A 24840-nucleotide genomic window follows, 5' to 3' on the forward strand; every position below is an offset into this window, starting at 1 on the left:
ATGTTGTGGCCAGGGACGCTGATCGGCGCCGGGGCTGGCTTTTTGGTTGCCAGTATTCCCGGTGCGTTGCTCGGTGCGTTGCTGGGGCAGGCGCTGGACCGTCGCCTGCAACTGCACAGCTGGGCGCAGCTGCGCGAACGCCTGGGCGGGCGTGCGGCACTGCGCAATGACGAGTTGTTGTTTGTGTTGCTGGGGCGCCTGGCCAAGAGCAATGGCCGTGTAGCCGACGGGCATATCCAGCAGGCGCGCCAGGAAATGCGCGCACTGGATATGAGCGATTCAGCCCAGCGCCGTGCGATTGCGGCGTTCAACCGTGGCAAATCCGGCACTGACCGGGTGCGCAGTTATTTGCGCGTGCTCAAGGCCCAGCCCCACGCGGCCGAAGGTGTATTGCGCGCGTGCTGGCGAATGGCATGGGCGGACGGCCGGGCGGATGACGCAGAACGCGACTTGATCGACCTGTGGGGCAAGTGGCTGGGTTGGACGCCGCAGCAACTCAAGGCGCTGGCTGCCGACTTCACGCCGGAGCGCAAGCCGCTGATCAATCGAAACGGCACTTATCAGGACGCATTGCGTTTGCTGGGTGTAACGGCCACGTCCGAGCCGTCGGTGATCAAGGGCGCTTATCGTCGCTTGCTCAGCCGCCATCACCCGGACAAGGTAGCCGGCAGTGGCGCCAGCCCTGCGCAGGTGCGTGAGGCGACTGAGCGTACGCGGGAGTTGCACAGTGCGTATGCGTTGATTCGCGAGCGGCGGGATTTTCGTTAGGCACCACTTTCTTGTTTTGATAACCCATTCCAATGTGGGGGCGGTGCTCTTGAGGTAGGTGATCAGTCTGTAACCGCCTGCGGGCTCAACCACCCACGAATCCTTCGATACAACTGCTCTTGCTCGGCCGCGCTGTTGCCAGGCACGGTCTTGAGGGACACCTGTTTATACCCATCATTCTTCGCGCGCTTGGCCGCCTGTGCCCGGGCCTGGGCATTTTTGCGTGCCTGGGCGTTGTCTTGATAAAACACATCCGCAGTCGGCAGCTTCAAGCCAGGCGCTAATTGCTGCACATCCGGATGGCGTCCGTTCGGCGTCTGCGCGGCGACCATGACTAGTTTCTGCACCTGCGACGGCTGCTTCTCTGTCAAATACCGCGCGGCCCACCATGCCCCCGTGCCATGGCCCACCAGCACCACACTGCGCGCACCCTGGGTTTGGGCGAAAGCCACGGCGGCATCGATACGGTCGAAGATGCGCGAGGCATCGGTCTTGTCCTGCTCATCGGCGCCAGGTACTACCGACGGGTCGGTGCCTTCGGCCTCGGCGCTGGCGGCTTGCTCGATCGGTTTGTCGGCGGTGCTGGCCTCCTTGCTGCTGGTGTCGACGGTGGCCTTGGGGGCTTCCATCACACGCGGTGGCAGGGTGTCCACGCTCACATCCGGCAGCGACAGGCTGAGGGTGCCCCAGTTGGCATCCGGTAATTTGTGGCGCAACGGGCTGATTGCTTGCGGCCAGTCAGCATTTTCGCCGCTGCCCGGTACGATAATCACCACGCCTTCAGGCTCGGCGCTGTTGGCCGGTTTCCACAGGGCGAGGAAGGAGTCGCTGCCAGCTTGCAGTTGTTGCTGCTCCTGTTGTGGGATCTTGCGTTCCAGGGCGCTGGCTTCTTCCTGGCTGCGTTCGGGCAAGGGCTGGCGTTCGACCGGTTTTTCGGCGACCGCGGCCGGTTCATCGGCGGCGTGTACAGAAAAGGCGCTGGTAAAGAGCAGCGACAGGCACAATGCTGGCAGTGCTGAGCGGTGAATAAAGGGCATCGTTAATTCCCGGCCAGAAGAGATTCCAGCAGCCTAATGGGTTGGTCAGTGTTTGTCAGTGATGTGAGACGTGGATCATGGTTTTTCGCTGTCTGCTGGTTATCGGCTGTTTGTGGTTTGCCTTGATGGCGAACGCCGCCACTGTGCCTGGTGCACCGCAAGCGCAACTCAACACCCAGCAACGCCAATGGTTGGCCGAGCACCCGGAACTGCGGGTGGGCGTGGTGTTGCAGGCGCCCTTTGCCCAATACGACCGGCGCTTGCAGCGATTGTCCGGGGCGAATGTAGAGCTGATGCAGTGGCTGGCCAAGGCGCTGGGCATCGAGCTGACCTGGCGCAATTTCCCCAATCAGGAACAACTGGAAAGTGCCCTGCGTGAGGGCGAGATAGACCTGGCCCCTGGCCTGCAACAAACCCCGTCCGGCCTGCGCTTGTGGTTGTTCACCGACCCCTATATGCGTGTGCCCCAGCATATCGTCGGCATCCGTGACGGCGGCGGCGCAGTGGAGTTGGAGAAGCTCGATGACCAGTCCCGCGTCGCCGTGCGCATGCCCAGTGCCGTGGCCGACTACCTGCGCAGCACTTACCCGAGCCTCAACCTGCAAGGCGTGCCCATGGAGCGCCAGGCCCTGCAATTGCTGGTGAGCCAACAGGCGCGCTATGCAGTGGTGGATGAAGCGCAACTGAGCCGCTTGTCTGGGGAGGCGGAGTTTGCCGGGCTGGCGGTGGTCGGGGATATCGGCCTGCCGCAATTGCTGCGGGTGGCCACACGCCGGGATTGGCCCGAGTTGTCCGGCATCATGGACAGTGCCCTGCGGGCCATTCCCGCCCGTGACCTGGACCAACTCCACAGCCGCTGGCTGCAACCCAAATACCCGCGGCTGACCGAGTCCCCAGGCCTGTGGCAAAACCTCTGTTTATTGCTAAGCCTGTTCCTGCTCGCCAGCCTGGCGATCGTATTCTGGCAGCGCCGCCAGCAGCGGGTGTTGGAGCACGGCCTGCTCGCCGCCCGCGAAGAAAGTGCCGCCCGCGCTGCCGGTGCCGAGGCATTGCGGCTCACGCAGTTTTCCATCGATCAGAGCACCGTGGGCATCTTGTGGGTCAATTGGGACAGCCATGTGCGCTACGCCAACCGTGCCGCCGAAACCATGCTCGGTTACGGCCCTGACGCGTTGATCGAACGGCCATTGATCGACCTCGACCCCACCCTGGACATGGACCGCTGGCTCAACCTGTGGAAGCGCGCTCGCGCCAGCGACGACGGCCCGCAGAATTTTGCCACCGATTGCCGACGCGCCGACGGTAGTGTCCTGCCGGCCGATGTGTCCTTGAGTTTCCTGCGCTTTGCTGACGGCGAGTACTTGGTGGTTTACCTCAATGACGTCACCGAGCGCCGCCGCTACGTGGCCGCGTTGCTGCAAAGCGAGGCCCAGTTGCGTGAGTTGTCCGCCCATTTGGAGACCGTGCGCGAAGAAGAAAAGGCCCGCATCGCCCGCGAAGTGCATGACGAACTGGGGCAGATGCTCACCGTGCTCAAGCTGGAGACTTCCATGTGCGAGTTGGCCTATTCACAACTGGACCCCGGCCTTAATGAGCGCTTGAACAGCATGAAGCGTCTGATCGCCCAGTTGTTCCAGCTGGTGCGCGACGTGGCCACCGCCCTGCGCCCGCCGATTCTCGATGCGGGCATTGCCTCGGCCATCGAATGGCAGGCCAGGCGTTTTGAAGCGCGCACGCAGATTCCCTGCCTGGTCCAGGTTCCCGATAACCTGCCGGCCCTGAGCGATGCCAAGGCCATCGGCCTGTTCCGTATCCTGCAGGAGGCGCTGACCAATGTGATGCGCCATGCCCAGGCCCATACGGTGGAGCTGACCTTGGCGATGGAAGGCACGGATTTGCGCCTGACCATCAGCGATGATGGCGTCGGGTTCGTTCAGGCCCAGGGCCGCGCCGTGTCGTTTGGCCTGGTGGGCATGCGCGAGCGGGTGCTGATCATGGGCGGGCAGTTGAGCCTGCAGAGTGAGTTAGGGGAGGGCACCACCCTGAGTGTCACGGTGCCGTTGGATGTTTAACCCCAAGAGGAAAACCCTGTGATCCGCGTACTGGTAGCCGAAGACCACACCATTGTTCGTGAAGGCATCAAGCAATTGATCGGCCTGGCCAAAGACCTGTTGGTGGTGGGGGAGGCGAGCAACGGCGAACAATTGCTGGAGACCCTGCGCCATGTGCCCTGCGAGGTGGTGTTGCTGGATATCTCGATGCCCGGCGTCAACGGCCTGGAAGCGATTGCGCGGATTCGTGCGCTGAACAACCCGCCTGCGATCCTGGTGTTGTCCATGCATGATGAAGCGCAAATGGCCGCCCGTGCCCTGAAGGTGGGGGCGGCCGGTTATGCCACCAAGGACAGCGACCCGGCGCTGCTGCTCACCGCGATTCGCAAGGTGGCGGCGGGCGGGCGTTATATCGACCCGGACCTGGCGGACCGCATGGTCTTTGAAGTGGGCCTGACGGATGCGCGGCCGCTGCATTCGTTGCTCTCTGAGCGCGAGTTCTCGGTGTTCGAACGCCTGGCCCAGGGCGCCAACGTCAATGACATCGCCCAGCAACTGGCCCTGAGCAGCAAGACCATCAGCACCCACAAGGCGCGGTTGATGCAAAAGCTCAACATCACGTCCCTGGCGGAACTGGTGAAGTACGCCATGGAGCATAAGTTACTGTGACATGCCTGTTTACGACCCCCTCTGAAACGCGCTGAGCCCATTCCCGGCGCCTGGCGCATCGGCACTGTTCCATCCCCGCCATCCGTGTAGGGCGATCCCTACCCCCAACCTTCCATCCGGCTGATGCAATTCTCTCCTAGCCCCCGATTTCCGCGGCGTGCAGCCTGGACTACGCTTGTGCCACGGCAGTCCAAAACACAAAGGTGCGGGTATGAGCGAGGTGGATTCAAATGATGTCCTGGTCAGCTTTCGTGGCGTGCAGAAGAGCTACGACGGCGAGAACCTGATCGTCAAAGACCTCAACCTGGAGATTCGCAAGGGCGAGTTCCTTACCCTGCTCGGGCCTTCCGGTTCGGGCAAGACCACCAGCCTGATGATGCTCGCCGGCTTTGAAACGCCGACCGCTGGCGAAATCCAGCTGGCCGGGCGCTCCATCAACAACGTGCCGCCGCACAAGCGTGACATCGGCATGGTGTTCCAGAACTACGCCCTGTTCCCCCACATGACCGTTGCCGAGAACCTGGCGTTCCCGTTGTCGGTACGGGGTTTGAGCAAGACCGACATCAGCGAGCGGGTCAAGCGCGTGCTGAACATGGTGCAGCTCGATGCCTTTGCCCAGCGCTACCCGGCGCAATTGTCCGGCGGCCAGCAACAGCGTGTGGCACTGGCCCGTGCCCTGGTGTTCGAGCCCCAGTTGGTACTGATGGATGAACCCCTTGGCGCCCTCGACAAGCAACTGCGCGAACACATGCAGATGGAGATCAAGCACCTGCACCAGCGCCTGGGCGTCACTGTGGTGTATGTCACCCACGACCAGGGCGAGGCGCTGACCATGTCTGACCGCGTGGCGGTGTTCCATCAGGGCGAGATCCAACAGATCGCCGCGCCGCGCACCCTCTACGAAGAGCCGAAAAACACTTTCGTTGCCAACTTCATCGGTGAAAACAACCGCCTCAACGGTCGCCTGCACAGCCATACCGGCGACCGCTGCGTGGTGGAGCTGGCGCGAGGGGAGAAGGTCGAGGCACTGGCGGTGAATGTCGGCCAGGTCGGCGGCCCGGTGACCCTGTCGGTGCGCCCCGAGCGCGTCAGCCTCAACGGCTCCAGCGAAAGCTGCGTCAACCGCTTCTCCGGCCGCGTGGCCGAATTCATCTACCTGGGCGACCACGTTCGCGTACGCCTGGAAGTCTGCGGCAAGACCGATTTTTTTGTGAAACAACCGATTGCCGAGCTGGATCCAGCGCTGGCGGTTGGCGACGTGGTACCGATTGGCTGGCAAGTCGAGCACGTTCGCGCACTCGACCCACTTCTAGAGGCGAATTGATCGCCCCCATGGCTTCACCAACCCTGCTCGTGGAGAGAACAACAATGTTGAAATCCCTGAAGTATTCAGCGCTGGCCCTCGGTTTGATGGGCGCGACCCAGGCCATGGCCGGCCCGGACCTGACCGTCGTGTCCTTTGGCGGCGCGAACAAGGCGGCCCAGGTCAAGGCTTTCTATGCACCGTGGGAAAGCGCGGGCAACGGCAAGATCGTCGCCGGTGAGTACAACGGCGAGATGGCCAAGGTCAAAGCCATGGTCGACACCAAGAGCGTGTCCTGGGACCTGGTGGAAGTGGAATCGCCAGAGCTGTCCCGTGGTTGCGACGAAGACATGTTCGAGCCCCTGGACCCGAAACTGTTTGGCAACACCGCCGACTACGTGAAAGGCGCCATCCAGCCCTGCGGCGTGGGCTTCTTCGTATGGTCCACGGTGCTGGCCTACAACGCCGACAAACTGACCAGCGCGCCCACCAGCTGGGCGGATTTCTGGGACACCAAGAAATTCCCCGGCAAGCGCGGCCTGCGCAAAGGCGCCAAGTACACCCTGGAATTCGCTCTGATGGCCGACGGCGTGGCGCCCAAGGACGTCTACAAAGTGCTGGCCGGCAAAGATGGCCAGGACCGTGCGTTCAAGAAACTCGACGAACTCAAGCCGTCGATCCAGTGGTGGGAAGCCGGCGCACAACCGCCGCAGTACCTCGCCTCGGGTGACGTGGTGATGAGCTCGGCCTACAACGGCCGGATCGCGGCCGTGCAGAAAGAAAGCAACCTGAAGGTGGTGTGGAACGGCGGCATCTACGACTTCGACGCGTGGGCGATTCCTAAAGGCCTGGCCAAGGACCGTGCCGAGGCGGCGAAGAAATTCATCGCTTTCTCGGTGCAGCCGCAGCAGCAGAAGACCTACTCGGAAAACATCGCCTACGGCCCGGCCAACACCCAAGCCGTACCGTTGCTGGCCAAGGACATCCTCAAGGACATGCCGACCACCCCGGAAAACATCGCCAACCAGGTGCAGATCGACGTGAGCTTCTGGGCCGATAACGGTGAGCAGTTGGAGCAGCGCTTCAACTCTTGGGCTGCCAAGTAACTCATGTCGTACCTGTAACCCCTGTGGGAGGGGGCTTGCTCCCGATAGCGGTGCATCAGTAGATACATTCATCAACTGACAGACTGCTATCGGGAGCAAGCCACCTCCCACATGAGATCTGCTGTGTTGGGCACATTGCATTCATTTTCATTCTCGGAGTTTGCCATGGACATCGCCATTCCAGGCCCCACCCTCAAACAGCGCCTGGCGCGTGCCGAGCGGGTCAACCGCTGGAAGGCCCAGGCCTTGATTGCGCCGCTGGTGCTGTTTTTGCTGCTGGTGTTCCTGGTGCCCATCGTTGCGCTGCTGTTCAAGAGCATTGGCAACCCGGAAGTGGTGGCGGGTTTGCCACGTACCGTGGTGGCGGTGACCGCTTGGGATGGCCGTGGCCTTCCGGGTGAACCGGTGTACCAGGCCCTCAGTGAAGACCTGGGCGAAGCCCGCAAAAACCAGACCTTGGGCGACCTGTCCAAACGCTTGAACATGGAACTGGCCGGCTATCGCAGCCTGTTGACCAAAACCGCGCGGGCGCTGCCGTTTACCGAAGCGCCGGCCTCTTATAAAGAAGCGTTGGAAACCCTCGATGAACGCTGGGGCGACCCCGCGTACTGGCAGGCGATCCGGCGCAACACCAGCAGCCTGACGCCGTTCTACCTGCTGGCGGCCGTGGATCACCGTATCGACGACCTTGGCGAAGTGGCCCCGGCCACCCCGGACCAGGCGATCTACCTGGATATCTTTGCCCGTACCTTCTGGATGGGCCTGGTGATCACCGCCATCTGCCTGGTGTTGGCCTATCCACTGGCGTACCTGCTGGCCAATCTGCCGGCGCGCAAGAGCAACCTGCTGATGATCCTGGTATTGCTGCCGTTCTGGACTTCGATCCTGGTGCGGGTCGCCGCGTGGATCGTGTTGCTGCAATCGGGTGGGCTGATCAACAGCGCGCTGATGGGCATGGGCCTGATCGACAAGCCCCTGGAGTTGGTGTTCAACCGCACCGGGGTCTACATCTCCATGGTGCATATCCTGCTGCCGTTCATGATTCTGCCGATCTACAGCGTGATGAAGGGCATCTCGCCCACCTACATGCGGGCGGCGATTTCCCTGGGCTGCCACCCGTTCACCAGTTTCTGGCGCGTGTACTTCCCGCAGACCTACGCCGGTGTCGGCGCCGGCTGCCTGTTGGTGTTCATTCTGGCGATTGGTTACTACATCACCCCGGCCTTGCTGGGCAGCCCGAATGACCAGATGGTCAGCTACTTCGTGGCGTTCTACACCAACACCAGCATCAACTGGGGCATGGCCACGGCATTGGGCGGCTTGCTGCTGCTGGCCACCGTGGTGCTGTACCTGATCTACAACCGGCTGGTGGGCGCCAGCCGCCTGCGCCTGAGCTAAGGAGACCGTTGCGATGCTGAGCCCTTATATGTCGCCCGTTGAGGGGGTGTGGTTCTACAGCTTGCGGATCCTCTGCGGCTTGATCCTGTTGTTCCTGATTCTGCCAGTGCTGGTGATCATCCCGTTGTCGTTCAACAGCGGCAGTTTCCTGGTGTATCCACTGCAAGGCTTCTCCCTGCAGTGGTACCAGGACTTCTTTGCCTCGGCCGAATGGATGCGCGCGCTCAAGAACAGCATCATCGTCGCCCCAGCGGCCACGGTGCTGGCCATGGTGTTCGGCACCCTAGCGGCGATTGGCCTGACGCGTGGGAATTTCCCCGGCAAGGCGCTGGTGATGGCCCTGGTGATCTCGCCGATGGTGGTGCCGGTGGTGATCATTGGCGTGGCCAGCTACCTGTTCTTTGCGCCGTTGGGCCTGGGTAACAGCTTCTTCTCGCTGATCGTGGTGCATGCGGTGTTGGGCGTGCCGTTTGTGATCATCACCGTGTCGGCCACCTTGCAGGGCTTTAACCACAACCTGGTGCGGGCGGCGGCCAGTCTGGGGGCTTCGCCACTGACTGCATTTCGCCGGGTGACCTTGCCCCTGATTGCACCGGGGGTGATTTCCGGGGCGTTGTTTGCCTTTGCGACCTCGTTCGATGAGGTGGTGGTGACGCTGTTTCTCGCCGGGCCTGAGCAAGCGACCCTGCCGCGCCAGATGTTCAGCGGTATCCGCGAGAACCTGAGCCCGACCATTGCGGCTGCGGCCACCTTGCTGATTGCCTTCTCGGTCCTGCTGTTGTTGACGTTGGAATGGCTGCGCGGCCGTAGCGAGAAGTTGCGTACCGCCCAAATCTAAAACCTGTTGGAAATCAAAATGTGGGAGCGGGCTTGCTCGCGAATGCGGTGTATCAGCCAGTACATTTGGCGACTGATCCACCGCATTCGCGAGCAAGCCCGCTCCCACAGTGGTTTTGTGTCGTTTGAGAAGGCGTCTACCTAGCCATTGAGCCAGGTCACGGTGCGCACGGCAAAGCATGCGGTATACAATGCGCGCCATCGTGATTTAGCTCAAAAAAGGTGCGTCATGCAGCCCTTCGTCATTGCTCCATCGATTCTCTCCGCCGACTTCGCCCGCCTGGGTGAGGAAGTGGACAAGGTGTTGGCCGCCGGTGCCGACTTCGTGCACTTCGATGTCATGGACAACCACTACGTGCCCAACCTGACCATCGGTCCGATGGTCTGCGCGGCACTGCGCAAGTACGGCATCACCGCGCCCATCGATGCGCACCTGATGGTCAGCCCGGTAGACCGCATCATCGGTGACTTCATCGAAGCCGGCGCCACCTACATCACCTTCCACCCGGAAGCCACGCTGCACGTTGATCGCACCCTGCAACTGATCCGCGAAGGCGGTTGCAAGGCGGGCCTGGTGTTCAACCCGGCGACCCCGCTGGACGTGCTCAAGTACGTGATGGACAAGGTCGACATGGTGCTGCTGATGAGCGTGAACCCAGGCTTTGGCGGGCAGAAGTTCATCCCCGGCACCCTCGACAAGCTGCGCGAAGCCCGCGCACTGATCGACGCCTCGGGCCGGGATATCCGCCTGGAAATCGACGGTGGGGTGAACGTCAACAACATCCGTGAAATCGCCGCTGCTGGCGCCGACACCTTTGTGGCCGGCTCCGCGATTTTCAATGCTCCGGACTACCAGGACGTCATCGCCAAGATGCGTGCCGAACTGGCGCTGGCACGTCCATGAGCGGCTTTGAGCAGCTGTTCCCCGGCAAATTGCCACGGCTGGTGATGTTCGATCTGGACGGTACTTTGATCGACTCGGTGCCAGACCTGGCGGCGGCGGTGGACCAGATGCTGCTCAAACTGGGGCGCCCGCCTGCGGGGATCGACTCGGTGCGCGAATGGGTCGGCAACGGCGTGCACATGCTGGTGCGCCGGGCCCTGGCCAATCACATCGATGCCGAAGGGGTTGATGATGTAGAGGCCGAACACGCCCTGGAGCTGTTCAACGCCGCCTATGAAGACGGCCACGAACTGACGGTGGTCTACCCTGGCGTGCGCGACACCCTCAAGTGGTTGAGCAAACAGGGCGTAGAGATGGCCCTGATCACCAACAAGCCGGAGCGTTTCGTCGCGCCGTTGTTGGACCAGATGAAAATCGGCCGGTATTTCCGTTGGATCATCGGCGGCGATACCCTGCCGCAAAAGAAGCCTGACCCGGCGGCGCTGTTTTTTGTGATGAAAATGGCCAATATCCCGGCCTCGCAGTCGTTGTTCGTCGGCGATTCGCGCAGTGACGTGCAGGCGGCAAAGGCCGCTGGCGTGCAGTGCGTGGCCTTGAGCTACGGCTATAACCATGGCCGGCCCATCGCCGAGGAGTCGCCGTCGCTGGTGATTGATGACCTGCGACTGCTAATCCCCGGTTGCTTGGGAGCGGGCGCTGAGATAACGTTGCCCGACACCGATCCGTCCCCTTCTGGAAATCCCATCGTGGTGGTCACTCGCAAACTCTGGATGAAAGTCATCAAGGCCCTGGCCCGCTGGCGTTGGCGCGCCTGACTGATCCTGGCCGCGCTGCGGCACGTTTGCATACCTGACCGTTAGACCCTCAAGCCACGAGGCACACATGATCCGCGAAGAATTCCTGCGTTTGGCCGCTGCCGGCTATAACCGTATTCCCCTGGCCTGCGAAACCCTGGCCGACTTCGACACCCCGCTGTCGATCTACCTCAAGCTGGCCGACGAGCCCAACTCCTACCTGCTGGAGTCCGTGCAGGGCGGCGAGAAGTGGGGCCGTTACTCGATCATCGGCCTGCCGTGCCGCACCGTCCTGCGGGTTCACGATCACCATGTGAGCATCACCCATGATGGCGTCGAGATCGAAAGCCACGACGTAGAAGACCCGCTGGCCTTTGTCGAAACCTTCAAAGCGCGCTACAACGTGCCGACCATTCCTGGCCTGCCGCGCTTCAACGGCGGCCTGGTGGGTTACTTCGGTTACGACTGCGTACGTTATGTGGAAAAACGCCTGGGCAAGTGCCCAAACCCGGACCCGCTGGGTGTGCCGGACATTCTGCTGATGGTCTCGGATGCGGTCGTGGTGTTCGACAACCTGGCCGGCAAGATGCACGCGATTGTGCTGGCCGACCCGGCCCAGGCCGACGCGTTCGAGCAGGGCCAGGCCAGCCTGCAAGCGCTGCTGGAAAAACTGCGCCAGCCAATCACCCCCCGTCGCGGCCTGGACCTCAGCCGTCCACCAGCGGCCGACCCGGTGTTTCGTTCAAGCTTTACCCAGGATGACTACGAGCGTGCCGTCGATACCATCAAGGAGTACATCCTTGCCGGTGACTGCATGCAGGTGGTGCCGTCGCAGCGTATGTCCATCGATTTCAAGGCCGCGCCGATTGACCTGTACCGCGCCCTGCGTTGCTTCAACCCAACGCCGTACATGTATTTCTTCAACTTTGGCGACTTCCACGTAGTGGGCAGCTCGCCGGAAGTGCTGGTGCGGGTCGAAGACAACCTGATCACCGTGCGTCCGATCGCCGGGACTCGCCCACGGGGCGCGACTGAAGAAGAAGACCTGGCGCTGGAAAAAGACCTGCTGAGCGACGACAAGGAAATCGCCGAGCACCTGATGCTTATCGACCTGGGCCGCAACGACACCGGGCGCGTCTCGGAGATCGGTTCGGTGAAGCTCACCGAGAAGATGGTCATCGAGCGGTATTCCAACGTGATGCACATCGTGTCCAACGTGACCGGCGAGCTGAAGGCTGGCCTGACCGCGATGGACGCACTGCGGGCGATCCTGCCGGCGGGCACCTTGTCGGGCGCGCCGAAGATCCGCGCGATGGAAATCATCGACGAACTGGAGCCGGTCAAGCGCGGTGTCTACGGCGGCGCCGTGGGGTATTTCGCCTGGAACGGCAACATGGACACGGCCATTGCGATCCGCACCGCCGTGATCAAGGACGGGGAGCTGCACGTACAGGCCGGTGGCGGGATTGTCGCCGACTCGGTACCGGCCCTCGAATGGGAAGAAACCCTGAACAAGCGCCGCGCGATGTTCCGCGCTGTTGCGCTGGCCGAACAGACTCCCAATTCCTGAGGTTTGCCCCATGTTGCTGATGATTGATAACTACGATTCCTTTACCTACAACGTTGTGCAGTACCTGGGCGAGCTGGGTGCCGAGGTCAAGGTGGTGCGCAACGACGAACTGACCGTGGCCGAAATCGCTGCCCTGAACCCTGAGCGCATCGTGGTTTCGCCAGGCCCGTGCACGCCGACCGAGGCAGGTATTTCCCTCGAAGCGATCAAGTATTTCGCCGGCAAGTTGCCGATCCTGGGCGTGTGCCTGGGCCACCAGTCCATCGGCCAGGCCTTTGGTGGTGACGTGGTGCGTGCGCGCCAGGTGATGCACGGCAAGACCAGCCCGGTGTTCCACAAGGATGCGGGCGTGTTCCATGGCCTTAACCTGCCGGTGACCGTGACCCGCTACCACTCGCTGGTGGTCAAGCGCGAAACCCTGCCGGAGTGCCTGGAACTGACCGCCTGGACCCAACTGGAAGACGGCTCGGTCGATGAGATCATGGGCCTGCGTCACAAGACACTGAATGTCGAAGGGGTGCAATTTCACCCCGAATCGATCCTGACCGAGCAGGGCTACGAGCTGTTCGCCAACTTTCTCAAGCAGAGCGGCGGCACGCGCTAAGGACTTTCCATGGATATCAAGACTGCCCTGAGCCGTATCGTCGGCCACCTGGACCTGAGCACCGCCGAAATGAGCGATGTGATGCGCGAGATCATGACCGGTCAATGCACCGACGCGCAGATCGGCGCGTTCATGATGGCCATGCGCATGAAGAGCGAGAGCATCGACGAAATCGTCGGCGCCGTGTCGGTGATGCGTGAGCTGGCGGACAAGGTCGAACTCAAGACCCTCGACGGCGTGGTGGATGTGGTTGGCACCGGCGGTGACGGTGCGAACATCTTCAACGTGTCGACGGCTTCTTCTTTTGTAGTGGCGGCGGCGGGTTGCACCGTGGCCAAGCACGGTAACCGTGCGGTGTCCGGCAAGAGCGGCAGTGCCGACCTGTTGGAAGCGGCCGGGATCTACCTGAACCTGACGCCAGTGCAAGTGGCGCGTTGCATCGACAACGTAGGCATTGGCTTCATGTTTGCCCAAACCCACCACAGCGCCATGAAGTACGCCGCCGGCCCGCGTAAAGATCTGGGCCTGCGCACCCTGTTCAACATGCTCGGCCCGCTTACGAATCCGGCCGGTGTGAAACATCAGGTGGTGGGCGTGTTCAGCCAGGCGCTGTGCCGGCCATTGGCTGAAGTACTGCAGCGCCTGGGCAGCAAGCATGTGCTGGTGGTGCATTCCAAGGATGGCCTGGACGAATTCAGCCTGGCAGCGCCGACCTTTGTGGCCGAGCTTAAGAATGACCAGATCACCGAATATTGGGTCGAGCCCGAAGACCTGGGCATGAAAAGCCAAAGCCTGCACGGCCTGGCGGTAGAAAGCCCGGCGGCCTCCCTTGAATTGATCCGTGATGCCCTGGGGCGTCGCAAGACTGAAAACGGTCAAAAAGCCGCCGAGATGATTGTTCTCAATGCTGGCGCGGCACTTTACGCAGCTGATCACGCCTATAGTCTGAAGGAAGGTGTGGAATTGGCCCACGACGCGCTGCACACCGGTCTGGCTCGCGAAAAGCTCGAAGAACTGGGAGCATTCACCGCTGTATTCAAGATGGAGAATGAAGGATGAGTGTGCCGACCGTTCTGGAAAAAATCCTGGCCCGCAAGGCCGAAGAAGTGGCTGAGCGTCGCGCACGCGTCAGCCTCTCTGAGTTGGAAGCGTTGGCTAAAAGCGCCGATGCACCACGCGGCTTCGCCAATGCCTTGATCGCCCAGGCCAAGCTCAAGCAACCGGCGGTAATCGCCGAGGTGAAGAAGGCTTCGCCGAGCAAAGGTGTGATCCGCGAAAACTTCGTGCCGGCAGAGATCGCCGTCAGCTACGAAAAGGGCGGGGCGACTTGCCTGTCCGTACTGACCGATATCGACTACTTCCAGGGCAGCGACGCGTACCTGCAACAGGCCCGCGCCGCTTGCAAGTTGCCGGTGATCCGCAAGGACTTCATGGTTGACCCGTACCAGATCGTCGAAGCCCGTGCCCTGGGCGCCGACTGCGTGCTGCTGATCGTCTCTGCCCTGGATGACGTGAAGATGGCTGAACTGGCGGCCGTGGCCAAAGGCGTCGGCCTGGACGTGCTGGTGGAAGTGCACGACGGCGATGAACTGGAGCGCGCACTGAAAACCCTCGACACCCCGCTGGTGGGGGTCAATAACCGCAACCTGCACACCTTTGAAGTCAGCCTGGAAAACACCCTCGACCTGCTGCCGCGTATTCCGCGCGACCGTTTGGTGATTACCGAGAGTGGTATCGTCAACCGGGCCGATGTGGAACTGATGGAGATCAGTGGGGTGTATTCGTTCCTGGTGGGCGAGACGTTTATGCGGGCGGAGAACCCTGGCACCGAGTTGCAGCGCCTGTTTTTCCCGGAGCGTGGCGGGCCAGCGGTCAGCGGTTCGACCCTCGACTGATTGAATTTGAAATGGGGTCAAAATGTGGGAGGGGGCTTGCTCCCGATAGCGGTGTATCAGTAACAGATATGTTCACTGACCCACTGCAATCGGGAGCAAGCCCCCTCCCACATTTGGTTTGTGTGTATTCAGATAGGTAGGTGTTCGATGATCCAGCCAGTGTCGATAACTGTTGAAGCTGGCCTTGCCGCCGAGCAAGCCCTGTTGGCCGCTGTCTGCGCCGGCGAACAGGACTACGGCCTGTTGTTCTGGCAACCCAACGATCAAGCCTTGGTCATGCCACGCCGGTTGAGTCGCTTGCCAGCGTTCGACGAGGCCGGCAAGGTCTCAGCGCAGGCGGGTTGGCCGGTGTTGCTAAGGGAAACCGGCGGCGAGCCCGTGCCGCAGTCGAATGCCACGGTCAACATCGCCCTGGTCTACGCGCCCCCGCGCAGCGAAGGTGATCAAAATCGCATCGAAACCGGTTACTTGCGCCTGTGCCAGCCGATCTGCGACTTGCTGATCGAGTTGGGGGGCGATGCGTCTGTGGGCGAAATCGACGGCGCGTTCTGCGACGGTCGATACAACGTCAACCTCAACGGCCGCAAAATGGTCGGTACCGCCCAGCGTTGGCGACAGGCCGGCGGGCGCCCAGTGGGCTTGGTGCACGGTGCATTGCTGTTGGAAAACGAGCGCGAAGAGCTGATTGCCGCGGTCAATCGCTTCAATGAAGCCTGCGGCCTTGAGCAACGAGTGCGTGCCGACAGCCATATCGCCCTGCACGAAGCCTTCCCCGCACCGGATGCAATCAGCCGGCTGGATACGTTGTACCGTCAGATGTTGGCCGGCTTTCTACCGGCCTAACGGGTACCGAATACCACCATCGTCTTGCCTTTGACGTGGACCAGGTTGCGTTCTTCCAGGTCCTTGAGCACGCGGCCGACCATTTCCCGTGAACAGCCGACAATGCGCCCGATTTCCTGGCGTGTGACCTTGATCTGCATGCCGTCGGGGTGGGTCATGGCGTCGGGCTGCTTGCACAACCCCAGCAGGCAGCGGGCGACACGGCCGGTCACGTCAAAAAAGGCCAAGTCGCCGACCTTGCGCGTGGTGTCCCGCAGGCGCTGGGCGATCTGACCGCTCAGGGCGTAGAGAATGTCCGGGTCCTGCTGGGCCAGTTCGCGAAATTTGGTGTAGCTGATCTCGGCGACTTCGCACTCGACCTTGGCGCGTACCCAGGCGCTGCGCTCTTGCTCCTTGCCCGGTTGCTCGAACAGCCCCAACTCCCCAAAAAAATCCCCGGTGTTCAGGTAGGCAATGATCATTTCGCGCCCGTCTTCATCCTCGATCAGGATGGTGACCGAGCCTTTGATGATGAAGTACAGCGTTTCCGAACGCTCGCCCGCGCAGATGATGTTGTGCTTGGCCGGGTGACGGCGGCGCTGGCAGTGCATCAGCAACTTGTCGAGATTCTTGATCTTGGGTATGGGAGTAAGGGCAACCATGGTTGTATCCCGAAAAGACAGCGCGGAGGGTCGGTGTTGTTATATGTGTCGGTATCGGCATTGATACACGTTGTATAAATGGTAGCAATACGCCATCGATTTGGCGTCAGCTTACCAGACACATTCTGACTCGATTAGCCCATTTGTGAGTTAAACCCTTCGTTGAACTGCTTTAGTCGCAAACGCTGTCGTTATACGGCCCTGTGCTAAGCTGGCGACCCTTTTTTAGCAGTGGAGTCTGGGCGATGAAGGCACGCATCCAATGGGCGGGCGAAGCCATGTTCCTCGGTGAGTCGGGCAGTGGCCATGTCGTGGTCATGGACGGTCCGCCGGAAGCCGGTGGCCGCAACCTGGGCGTACGCCCGATGGAAATGCTCCTGCTTGGTGTAGGCGGTTGCAGCAATTTCGACGTGGTCAGCATCCTGAAAAAGTCCCGCCAGGCCGTGGAGAGCTGCGAAGCGTTCCTGGAGGCCGAGCGCGCCACGGAAGATCCCAAGGTGTTCACCAAGATCCACATGCACTTCGTGGTGAAGGGCCGGGCGCTCAAAGAAGCTCAGGTCAAGCGTGCCATCGAACTGTCGGCCGAGAAGTACTGCTCGGCGTCGATCATGCTGGGCGCGGCCGGTGTGGCGATCACCCACGACTACGAGATCGTAGAGCTGGGGTGATCGGCTAGGCGCAAGGCAAAAAGAAAGGGCGCTCTGAGAGCGCCCTTTTTTTGGATTAAATCCGGTAGGTGCTTTTGGTCATCACCTTGGCCAGCAGGCTCATGCCAAGCCTGACCGGCGCCGGGAAGCGGAAACCGCCGGCATCCAGTGCGCTTTCGGCGTGATGTTCTTCGTCGATGCGCATCTGTTCAAGAATCGCCCGGGATTTTTCGTCCTCGGCCGGCAGTTGTTCCAGGTGTTCATCTAGGTGTTTGCACACTTGGTGTTCGGTCGCGGCGACAAAACCCAGGCTGACTTTGTCGCTGATCAGGCCCGCAGCCGCGCCGATGCCGAACGACAGGCCATAAAACAGGGGGTTGAGCACGCTGGGGTGGCTGCCCAGTTGGCGGATGCGTTGTTCGCACCAGGCCAGGTGGTCGATCTCTTCCTCGGCGGCATGCTCCATGGCAGCGCGAACCTGCGGCAACTTGGCGGTCAGCGCCTGACCCTGGTACAGCGCCTGGGCACAGACCTCGCCGGTATGGTTGATGCGCATCAGGCCCGCGACGTGGCGCGTGTCGGTTTCGCTCATCTGTGCATCGGGTTGCACGATGGCAGGCGAGGGGCGGTACGGTTGGCCGCTGAAGGGCAGCAGCGTACGCATGGCCATATCGGCTTGCAGTAACAGACGGTCAATCGGCGAGTAGTGACGTTGGGTAGTCATGCTGACCTCCGGGAAGAATCTCGGCGGCCAGTTTACCGCAAGAGAAGGGCAAGCGTTTGCGCTGCGTCAGGGGCATGGGGTCGCAGCCTGGGGCCGCGACCTTTACCCAAAGGCTGATCAGCCCGGCGGCCAGTTCATCTGGCGCTGACCCAGTACGTGCATATGAATGTGATAAACGGTCTGCCCGCCTTTTGGATTGCAGTTCATTACCAGGCGGAAACCTTCCTCGCAGCCTTGCTCCAGCGCCAAACGCTGGGCGGTGAACAAGATATGACCGGCCAGGGCTTTGTCTTCTTCGGTCAAGTCATTGAGGGTGGGGATGTGCTTTTTCGGAATGACCAGGAAATGCACAGGGGCCGCCGGGTATATGTCCTTAAAGGCCAGGATCTGGTCATCTTCGTAGATGATATCCGCGGGTATTTCTCTGTTGATGATCTTGGTGAACAGAGTATCCACAGCTGTTTCTCCGTTATGAAAGTGCACAGGGAGTGTACTCAGGCGTTTGCGGTGAGCCAAGCCGTGCGCTCACGCAACTTTGAGCGTCGCCCAAGGATGTCACGCAGGAAGGTGACGAGTGGGAACAAGAACTTGTGCAGTCGCCGCCGCCGCTTTATTGCTTCCTTGAGGCCGGAAAACAATGCACAGCCATGGTACTTGACGAGCGCTGCGGCTTCATTGCGAAAGGTTCGAGTGGCGGTGCTTGGAACCCCGGTGGCAGGGAAGTGGGAAAACCGCCGCTGCCCTTGCTTTGCATTTAGCGTGGCCTGCAGGAAACCGTTCCCGAAAACCCGGTCCGGTTCAAGATGGCAGCCTTCTGCCCACTCATTCCAGGCATTGATAAACACCAGGGGTGTTGCGTGCTCCTGCGCCCTGTCGATAGCGGACGATAACCAGAACTCGTAGTTGTCCGGTACGCCGTTGAGTATGACCAGTGCACGCTCGTTGGTTCGAGCGGTGTTGTCCCACGATGGGAAAACGGTCTTGAAGATATAGGGGGGCTGGGTGTTGTAAGTTCGATCAAGATAGGATTGCGCGACGTTGGCGTACTGGAAAACATTGCCCTTGAATGCGTGCTGGAAATTGATCTGATCGTTGATGTTTGTAAGGCCAAGGTTGTGGGGCGGGAATTCAACGCCGCTGTCGAAGCCATACTTTTTATAGTTATCGTTGCCGTGGGTTAGCGCGGCGCACAGGTGAATTTCACCCAGGCCGATCGCGCGACAATGTTGGCGCCAGATGCTGAGGGTTTTACAGGCGTCGGGAAGATGCTGGGGGCGGTACACAATCAGGAAGGGTTTTCCATCCACCCGGATGTACCGGCCATCTTCAAAAAATGGAATGAGCGACTGTATGAAGTTGATATCGTCGTCAGGCAGATACTTTTGCGCGATCAAAATTTCGTGTTCGGCGGCATCCCAGCGGCGTGTCCAGTTTTCATTGGCCCAGCACAAACAAAATGGCATATCGCTTTCGGGGTCTTGGAGCATGTCATCCAGTGGAATATTCAGGATGCGATGGCCGGAGAACCAATAGTAGTGATAGCAAAAGCCGTCGATGCCATAGGCCTTTGCGGTCTTTATCTGATCTCGTCGGGTCTCGGTGACGCGCAGGTCATAAAAACCGAAGTCGGTGGGCAGGTGGGGTTGAAGGTGGCCTTCAAACTGCGGCGTCGCCTTGGTGACGTTGGTCCATTCGGTGAAGCCTTTGCCCCACCAGCGGTCATTCTCAGGTGTGGGGTGAAATTGCGATAAATAAAAGGCAATCAGCTTGGGCGAGGTCATTGGCTTTTAGTCCCATCAGCAGGAGGTAAAGGGTCGCCAACAACGCAATAGCGAATAAAGTCTATCGATGAATATTCCAGGTCACCCTATGTTCAGGCCCAACTTTTTGAGCGTAGTGCGCAGGACTTTCTTGAACCTGGCAGGCAAGTACGGCCCCACTCGTTGTCTGACGGACGAGAAAAACAGCGGGTGGATAATGCGAAGTCTGTTGCTCGCATCGGCACGTACATTCAACCGCAGTGCCTCACCAGCGCTGTGGTTTGGAACCGCTTTGACGACAACTTGATAGACCGTCGCCTGAGGGCTTTGCCGTAAACACTGTTGGGTGGGCGTTGGCAGCTGTGACCACTGGCCAGCGAACTCGGTTTCTTCCGGTTGTTTGCGCACATAGGCGACCTCGATAACTTTCAGATCAGCCTGGCTGAATAGATCCTCCATGTTCTTCAACCCAAAGAAACGGATGTGCGTCCGGTCCAGCAACCCCCAATCACGGTATTCAAAGTTGCCATTGAGTAAACAGGCCAGCACTGCTGCATGACCGGCGTGGGGCAGGGAGATCACCAGGTAACCGTCATCCTTGATCAACGGGACCATGCGCTTGAGGGCTGTCCAGGGGTCATATAAATGTTCAAGTACGTCGGCGGCGACCAGCACATCAAACGGTGCTGAGCCCTCTAGGAGTAATGGCCAGTGTTCGGCATTCAGGTCCGCCTGATAGATGTGTTCGCAGAATGGCGAGGCCTTTTTTATCGCCTCGGTGTCCAGCTCAAGACCCGTCACACTGCACTGGCCTTCGGTTGCCAGAATCCTGGTAATGGAGCCTGGCCCGCAGCCAACTTCCAGCACGCGCTTGCACTGCCCCACCAAGCGCACAACATGCGCCGGCGCGGTTGTTGATCGGCTGTCCACCTCATATTCATAGTTGTGACGTTGATTGCTCATGGGCCACTCCCTGGACTTGATTGTTTGTTTGCTGAAGGGGCTTACGGGACCTGCCAATAAACGCCCACACCGTCGATCTCCACCAGGGTGGGCGCAAATTCACGGGCGGCTAGAAAGTCATGCACCGCCTGCTTGCATGCCGGAACGACGTTGTAGTCATCGACAATGACGTACCCGCCGGACGATACCTTGTCGTACAAGGCCGATAAGGCATCCAGGGTGGATTCATACATGTCGCCGTCCAGCCGCAGCAGCGCCAGTTTTTCAATGGGCGCCGTCGTCAGCGTGTCTTTGAACCAACCCTTTAGAAAGACAACTTGCTCGTCCAGCAAGCCGTACTTCTCGAAGTTGCGCATGACTTGCTCCATGGGCACGCTGAGTTCGTCATACGTATGAAAGGTATCGCCGGTATCTGCCGGGTATTTTTCATGGTCGGGCGGCGGCAGGCCTTCGAACGAGTCGGCCACCCAGACGCGGCGGTCGGTCACGCAATAGGCATCAAGCACCGCGCGCATGAGGATGCATGCGCCGCCGCGCCAAACCCCGGTTTCTATCAGGTCACCCTGGATGTGGTTGCCAAGCACGCTTTCGGTCAGCGCCCTCACATTTGCCAGGCGCTTCTTGCCGATCATCGTGTGCGCGACCGAAGGCCAGTCCCAGCCGTACTCCCGCAAGTGCGCATCAAATTGATCATGGCCCAGCACGTTGAGCGGCGGGTCTTCGTAGATCGACCCGCTCAGGCAGTCCTGAACCGAGGTGAGGTAGCGATTGATCAGCCGGTTACGCTCAGCGGCGAGATAGACCAGCTCGCTGTTTCTTCGAAACAGATTCTGCGAGGTCTGTAACAGTGCACTGAATAGGCCGGGCCGCTGCTCATTCATAGGATCGCTACCTTGAGGGGTCATGGTTTCGACAGCTTGCTTGTATTGATCAGCTCGATGTCATCGAACGGTATGCCAATCAGCCCGCTCATGATGCTGGAGCTTCTGGACTCGATAACGAACGCGTCGTTGACCCACTGCAACTGGGTCGCGTCGTCAGGCGTTCCATCGGCGATGGCGACGTCGACGGTATACACCCCGACTTTCAAGAGTGGGAAACGAAAGGTGAAAATGGCTCTTACGCGGTTTCCGGGGGCTGCTTCCACGGGCGCCAGGCATGTATCGATATACGTGTTCTGGCCTATCAACACCTGCCCAAGCCTGTCCTTGAGGTTGAAGCCCACAATCAGGTTCTGGCTGGCAACCCAAACGGTTGCCTCGATTACGACCTTGACCCTTTCACCCCCCACCAGCCAGGAGAGTGGTTGGCCTTGCAAGTCCTCGATGCAGGCATGGGAAATGACAGCCCCCTCATTGCCAAACGTGGTGGTGGCAGACGAGAACTCGAAGACCTGAATGTCATTTCTGACATTGGAGTGATTGATGAAGGCCGTTCGCATGTCGCGTTTGGCAGTCAGGTGGTCCAGGCCCTGATCGGCGAGGGGCTGGGGTGTGCGTTTGTCCACAAGTGTCGAATGATAACGTCTCGCCAAATACTGCTCGCATACCGTTTTAGCCGACCCAATCGCCTGTATACGGCCTTTTTCCAACCATACGGCGCGATCGCACAAATTGACCACGGCACTGGCGTCGTGGCTGACGAAGAAAACCGTTCCAGTTTTTTTGAACCGATGAAGGAAGCGCATGCACTTTTGCGCAAAAAGCGCGTCGCCCACGGCCAGTGCTTCGTCGATGACAAGAATGTCGGCGTCCACGTTGGCGATGACCGCAAAGGCAAGGCGAACATACATCCCCGAGGAGTAGCGCTGAACGGGTTGATGCATAAAGTCGCCAATGTCTGCGAAGGCGACGATGGCGTCATATTTCTCGTCAATCTGTTCTTTGCTCAGGCCCAGAATGGCGCCGTTAAGGTAAATGTTCTCCCTGCCCGTGAACTCAGGATTGAAGCCGGTCCCGAGCTCCAGCAGGGCGACGATCTTTCCGTGGGTTTCGATCAAACCCTGGGTTGGCGAGAGCGTTCCGCAAATCAGCTTCAGGAGTGTGGATTTTCCTGATCCGTTCAAGCCGATAATGCCGATGGTTTCGCCTTTTTCGACTTCCAGGTTGATGTCTACCAAGGCCCAGAAGTCGCTGTAGTAACGTTTCTGGTGTAACCCGAGCGCGCGTTGCAGCCTTGGGTAGATCATTTGCTTCAACCGGTCCTGGGGTTGCGCATAGATCTCGAAGCGTTTACCGAGGTTCATGACTTTGATACTGGCTTCAGAGCACATCGGCAAACCCCTTGCGTGCGCATTGAAAGCAAGCGAACCCCGCCCAGGCCATTGCCGAGCCCAGGCAGAACAACAGGCCGATGATGTAGAAGTTTGGCGCTTGCCCGATGATCAGGACGTTTCGCGACTCCTGAATAATGGCCGCAAGGGGGTTTAACGCGACCCAAATCCGATAGTTTTCCGGTAGGGCGGTAATCGGGAAAAACACTGCAGACACGAACAGCATGGCGGTTGTGAACAGGCTGGTTATCTGGCCGACGTCCCGTAGATAAACACCTGCCGCCGCCAATACCCAGGCAAGGCCCAGGGTGCCAAGGATGAGTGGCGTCAGGACAAGCGGGAAATAGACGGCGGTGAAAGGAATGTGATGGTTAATGATCAAGGCCGCGATCAACAGCACGCTTGAACTGACGAACGTATGAAACAAGGCTGAGCCAAACGCCACCCAGGGAAGTATTTCGAGCGGGAAAACAACTTTTTTCACATAGTTCGCGTTGGAGACGATCAGGCCGGGAGCGCGATTTATACATTCGGCAAACAGCCCATGCACGATAAGCCCCACGAACAGGACGATGGCAAAACCGGTGCCGGTGTCGTGTGCGGGTGTTCCCCAGCGTGCGTTGAGTGCCACGGAGAATACAAACGTATAAATCACCAACATCAAGATGGGATTGAACAACGACCACGCCAGGCCGAATATCGAACCACGGTAACGGCCCACAACTTCTCTTTGTACAAGCGCCTTTATAAGGCTTCGGTTGCGCCAGAAGCTGCTGAACATTTCCTTGGGTGCAACGGAAAATGTTTGCATCAGACGGGTACCTCGTTAATTGCATAAAGCGTGGCAGATGCACTTTGCCTACGGTGTTCCGCCAGGGGCGCATTGTGTGTATAGGCCGGCAGAGTGCTCATCGGGCTACAACTTCTTGAACAGCGTGGCGACAATCAGCCCCAGATTGCCAAGCAAGGTTTGGCGATACAGGTGTGAACGGAAAAAGTTGATGACCCTCAGGGGCAGTATTTGCCTGCGAAAGCGTGTGAACAAAGCCAGGGTGGCTTGGTTGTCTTTGTTGAGGTGTTCCCGAATGCCTTGCAGTGCGTGGATGTTTTGCGTGTTCCACTCTTTGAAACGTCCGTGAAACAGCATGCGAATACGGTACAGGCGCGCCCGCCAACTGGAGTTGCTACCAACCAGGTTGCCACCGTGCTGACGATAGAGCAGATAGGGGGTCGAGTCGTAATGGACGGCGCCGCCTACGCCCGTCACCAGGATATAAGCCCACCAGTCATGTGAGGGGATCGTCTGCGCGGTATTGGTCATCTGCAGCAGCTGGCGGGCAGCCAGGTTGAAAACCATGGTATTGCCGCCACCGATGTTCTGTACCAATGCATTGTTGAAGTGTGGCGAGCGCGAGAAGTGCGGCGAGTAACCAATGGGCTCGCCGCATTCGGAGATAAGTTGGGTTCGGCCGCAATACAGTGCCGGCTTTTTGAGAGGGATGGTGATAAGCCACGCCATTGCGGCTTGCAGTTTTTCTTCACCCCAGATGTCATCTTGATCTGACCAGGCAAAGTAGTCGGCTTCAATGTCGGTACGGGAGGTTAAAGATAGAAAGTTTTTAACGTAGCCCTGCTGCGGCCCCGATAATATGCGGACCCGCTCCTGCCCCCAGCGCGTGTGGAAGTGTTGCAATATATCCAGGGTCTTATCTTTGGAACCATCGTCCGACACCAGTAGTTTCCAGTGCGGGTAAGTTTGCCGGGTAAAAGACTCCAGTTGTTCGCACAGAAAGGAACCCCCGTTGTAAGTGCACATGAGTATGGCGACGGTAGGTAAGGCGGGCATAGAAAATACCTCCTCTGAATGGAAAGCATGGGTTTGAGCCAGCCAATTTCATCCATTCAGTGGAGTGTCTCAGAGAGCATACGGCGAGATGTGCTGAAGGTACCCGAGCTGTAACGAACCCCCGTGTGGTTAAAACGTAGCAGAGGTATCGAGCGTTTCCAGTATTTGGCGTTGATTGAGTTTCGAGTGCCGAGTGATTCGGGTTTGA

At 59.7% G+C, this 24840-nt stretch carries 25 protein-coding genes; 15 read left to right on the forward strand and 10 right to left on the reverse strand.

The annotated features are described in order from the left end of the window. Positions 1–768: a TerB family tellurite resistance protein gene (locus DYL59_RS10205; RefSeq protein ID WP_135289074.1), complete on the forward strand. Its 768-nt coding sequence runs from the start codon at positions 1–3 to the stop codon at positions 766–768. A 62-nt stretch (positions 769–830) separates the two neighbouring features. Here DYL59_RS10205 and DYL59_RS10210 read toward each other — a convergent pair whose 3' ends face one another. Then, positions 831–1805 carry an alpha/beta hydrolase family protein gene (locus tag DYL59_RS10210; RefSeq protein WP_135289075.1) on the reverse strand — a complete coding sequence of 325 codons (975 nt, stop codon included), beginning with the start codon at positions 1803–1805 and terminating at the stop codon, positions 831–833. Positions 1806–1882: 77 nt separating this feature from the next. Here DYL59_RS10210 and DYL59_RS10215 point away from each other — a divergent pair, with 77 nt between their 5' ends. The 13 genes from DYL59_RS10215 (at position 1883) to DYL59_RS10275 (ending at position 15779) form a co-directional block, all read left to right on the forward strand. Next, positions 1883–3877 (forward strand): PAS domain-containing sensor histidine kinase, encoded by a 1995-nt coding sequence (locus DYL59_RS10215; RefSeq protein WP_135289076.1) that lies wholly within the window; start codon positions 1883–1885, stop codon positions 3875–3877. Between the two features lie 18 nt (positions 3878–3895). Beyond that, positions 3896–4525, forward strand: coding sequence for a response regulator (locus DYL59_RS10220; protein WP_025857051.1), 630 nt, complete (start codon positions 3896–3898; stop codon positions 4523–4525). 211 nt (positions 4526–4736) lie between these two features. After that, the gene (locus DYL59_RS10225; RefSeq protein WP_135289077.1) at positions 4737–5849 is read left to right on the forward strand and encodes an ABC transporter ATP-binding protein; all 1113 of its coding nucleotides are present in this window, start codon (positions 4737–4739) and stop codon (positions 5847–5849) included. Between the two features lie 44 nt (positions 5850–5893). Then, positions 5894–6934: an ABC transporter substrate-binding protein gene (locus DYL59_RS10230; protein WP_003232586.1), complete on the forward strand. Its 1041-nt coding sequence runs from the start codon at positions 5894–5896 to the stop codon at positions 6932–6934. A 165-nt stretch (positions 6935–7099) separates the two neighbouring features. Then, the gene (locus DYL59_RS10235) at positions 7100–8332 is read left to right on the forward strand and encodes an ABC transporter permease (RefSeq protein ID WP_135289078.1); all 1233 of its coding nucleotides are present in this window, start codon (positions 7100–7102) and stop codon (positions 8330–8332) included. Between the two features lie 13 nt (positions 8333–8345). Continuing rightward, positions 8346–9170, forward strand: coding sequence for an ABC transporter permease (locus DYL59_RS10240; RefSeq protein ID WP_135289079.1), 825 nt, complete (start codon positions 8346–8348; stop codon positions 9168–9170). Between the two features lie 228 nt (positions 9171–9398). Next, positions 9399–10073, forward strand: coding sequence for a ribulose-phosphate 3-epimerase (gene rpe / locus DYL59_RS10245; RefSeq protein ID WP_135289080.1), 675 nt, complete (start codon positions 9399–9401; stop codon positions 10071–10073). After that, a complete protein-coding gene (locus DYL59_RS10250) occupies positions 10070–10888 on the forward strand; it encodes a phosphoglycolate phosphatase (protein WP_135289081.1) in 819 nt (272 codons plus the stop codon). Before rpe ends, DYL59_RS10250 begins: the two co-directional genes overlap by 4 nt. Positions 10889–10955: 67 nt before the next feature. Next, on the forward strand, positions 10956–12437 hold the full coding sequence (gene trpE / locus DYL59_RS10255; RefSeq protein WP_135289082.1) for an anthranilate synthase component I: 1482 nt from the start codon (positions 10956–10958) through the stop codon (positions 12435–12437). A gap of 10 nt (positions 12438–12447) precedes the next feature. Continuing rightward, positions 12448–13041 (forward strand): aminodeoxychorismate/anthranilate synthase component II, encoded by a 594-nt coding sequence (locus DYL59_RS10260; protein ID WP_135289083.1) that lies wholly within the window; start codon positions 12448–12450, stop codon positions 13039–13041. A 9-nt stretch (positions 13042–13050) separates the two neighbouring features. After that, complete coding sequence (gene trpD, locus DYL59_RS10265; protein ID WP_135289084.1) at positions 13051–14100, forward strand: anthranilate phosphoribosyltransferase; 1050 nt, start codon at positions 13051–13053, stop codon at positions 14098–14100. Then, positions 14097–14936: an indole-3-glycerol phosphate synthase TrpC gene (gene trpC / locus DYL59_RS10270; RefSeq protein WP_135289085.1), complete on the forward strand. Its 840-nt coding sequence runs from the start codon at positions 14097–14099 to the stop codon at positions 14934–14936. Before trpD ends, trpC begins: the two co-directional genes overlap by 4 nt. Before the next feature lie 147 nt (positions 14937–15083). Then, on the forward strand, positions 15084–15779 hold the full coding sequence (locus tag DYL59_RS10275; RefSeq protein ID WP_135289086.1) for a lipoyl protein ligase domain-containing protein: 696 nt from the start codon (positions 15084–15086) through the stop codon (positions 15777–15779). Here the strand turns inward: DYL59_RS10275 and crp are convergent. After that, positions 15776–16420, reverse strand: a complete 645-nt coding sequence (gene crp, locus DYL59_RS10280; protein WP_135289087.1) for a cAMP-activated global transcriptional regulator CRP — start codon at positions 16418–16420, stop codon at positions 15776–15778. The genes DYL59_RS10275 and crp overlap by 4 nt on opposite strands. Positions 16421–16665: 245 nt before the next feature. Here crp and DYL59_RS10285 point away from each other — a divergent pair, with 245 nt between their 5' ends. Next, positions 16666–17088, forward strand: a complete 423-nt coding sequence (locus tag DYL59_RS10285) for an OsmC family protein (RefSeq protein WP_124364628.1) — start codon at positions 16666–16668, stop codon at positions 17086–17088. A 55-nt stretch (positions 17089–17143) separates the two neighbouring features. Here DYL59_RS10285 and coq7 read toward each other — a convergent pair whose 3' ends face one another. From coq7 to DYL59_RS10325, 8 genes are all read right to left on the reverse strand, one after another. Then, a complete protein-coding gene (gene coq7, locus DYL59_RS10290; protein ID WP_122675558.1) occupies positions 17144–17791 on the reverse strand; it encodes a 2-polyprenyl-3-methyl-6-methoxy-1,4-benzoquinone monooxygenase in 648 nt (215 codons plus the stop codon). Positions 17792–17908: 117 nt separating this feature from the next. Continuing rightward, complete coding sequence (locus tag DYL59_RS10295) at positions 17909–18247, reverse strand: histidine triad nucleotide-binding protein (RefSeq protein ID WP_135289088.1); 339 nt, start codon at positions 18245–18247, stop codon at positions 17909–17911. 38 nt (positions 18248–18285) lie between these two features. Continuing rightward, on the reverse strand, positions 18286–19572 hold the full coding sequence (locus DYL59_RS10300; RefSeq protein ID WP_135289089.1) for a glycosyltransferase WbsX family protein: 1287 nt from the start codon (positions 19570–19572) through the stop codon (positions 18286–18288). Positions 19573–19653: 81 nt separating this feature from the next. Next, complete coding sequence (locus DYL59_RS10305; RefSeq protein ID WP_135289090.1) at positions 19654–20514, reverse strand: class I SAM-dependent methyltransferase; 861 nt, start codon at positions 20512–20514, stop codon at positions 19654–19656. 41 nt (positions 20515–20555) lie between these two features. After that, positions 20556–21395: a TylF/MycF family methyltransferase gene (locus tag DYL59_RS10310; RefSeq protein WP_135289091.1), complete on the reverse strand. Its 840-nt coding sequence runs from the start codon at positions 21393–21395 to the stop codon at positions 20556–20558. 20 nt (positions 21396–21415) lie between these two features. Continuing rightward, entirely contained in the window at positions 21416–22759 is a 1344-nt protein-coding gene (locus tag DYL59_RS10315) for an ABC transporter ATP-binding protein (protein WP_238340655.1), read from the reverse strand. A gap of 16 nt (positions 22760–22775) precedes the next feature. Then, entirely contained in the window at positions 22776–23597 is an 822-nt protein-coding gene (locus DYL59_RS10320) for an ABC transporter permease (protein WP_135289093.1), read from the reverse strand. A 105-nt stretch (positions 23598–23702) separates the two neighbouring features. Continuing rightward, entirely contained in the window at positions 23703–24632 is a 930-nt protein-coding gene (locus DYL59_RS10325) for a glycosyltransferase family 2 protein (RefSeq protein WP_135289094.1), read from the reverse strand. Positions 24633–24840: the final 208 nt, after the last annotated feature.

The organism is Pseudomonas kairouanensis, assembly GCF_004682055.1.
Classification (GTDB): domain Bacteria; phylum Pseudomonadota; class Gammaproteobacteria; order Pseudomonadales; family Pseudomonadaceae; genus Aquipseudomonas; species Aquipseudomonas kairouanensis.